The organism is Micromonospora sp. LZ34, from assembly GCF_052981855.1.
The window spans coordinates 1-994 of record NZ_JBRIQN010000160.1 but is presented as its reverse complement, the minus strand read 5'-3'; the positions used below and the strand labels follow the sequence as shown (position 1 = coordinate 994).

The following is a 994-nucleotide window of genomic DNA, read 5'->3' as shown; positions in this document are numbered from 1 at the left end:
CGGGTGCCGAAACCTCGTGGGCGGACGCTGACCTGCCCGCACTGCGCATTTTCCGGGCACCGTGACCTGGTCGCGGCTGCCAGCATCGCCACCCGCACCCCGGGCGGCGGACCCACCACCCCCACCGCAGCGGCTGTGCTGCCGGAGGTGGTCACGCACCGTCGAGCCGGCCGGCACCTCCCCGGCGCCGGCCGGTCCCGGCGTGACCCCCGCCGCCCACAGGCGGCGCGAGGATCAGTTGGCCTGCGGAGGCCCGCCCCACCACCCGATGGTGGGGAGTCGCTCACCCTGAACGGTGAGGATCCACAACACCACCGGATACCCGGTGAACGTTCGTGGACACCGCACTAGATTGAGGGCAGCGGCCCGGTGTTCAGCCGGGCGGACGGCACCTCACATGGAGGATCCATGCCCGCCTTCGTGCTCGTCCACCTGCGTAGCCCGCAGCTCAACGAGGACGTCTTCACCTATATGGAGCGGGTCCAGTCAACCCTGGAGCCGTTCGGCGGGCGGTTCCGGGTGCATGTTCCCGAGGTCGAGGTGATCGAGGGCGACTGGCCGGGCACGGTGGTCATCCTCGAGTTCCCTGACAGGGACGCCGCCCGCGCCTGGTACGACTCGCCCGCTTACCAGGAGATCCTGCCGTTGCGTACCCGGAACATCGGTGGTGCGCTGATCATCGTCGACGGGGTCGGGCCGGACTATGACCCCGCCCGGACGGCCGCGGCGTTGCGGACCCGGACGGCTGGCTGAACCGGACGGGCGGCTGGCAGGTCTGGGCAGCGGACCTGCCGCCATGGGGGGTGTACACGTTCTGGGTCGGTGCGTGTCGGTGAGCAGCTACCCGTTACCGGCTGAGCCTGGCGTAGCTAGTGCGGTGGCGATTAACGTTCGCCGGGTTGTCGGGGTTGGGGAAGTGTCGTAGGGGTGGTGTTGGCTGGGGTTTGTGCCTCGCCGTCGGGATCCTGCCGCGCCGCGGGTTGTGCATTGCACG

General features: G+C 70.0%; 2 protein-coding genes. Both read left to right on the top strand.

The genetic code is table 11. The features are described 5' to 3' along the window. Positions 1-351, top strand: a 351-nt coding sequence (locus tag ACVCAH_RS37930) for a hypothetical protein (RefSeq protein ID WP_447141020.1), incomplete at its 5' end; no start/stop codon positions are given. Between the two features lie 57 nt (positions 352-408). After that, complete coding sequence (locus tag ACVCAH_RS37925; RefSeq protein ID WP_447141019.1) at positions 409-753, top strand: DUF1330 domain-containing protein; 345 nt, start codon at positions 409-411, stop codon at positions 751-753. Positions 754-994 lie beyond the last annotated feature (241 nt).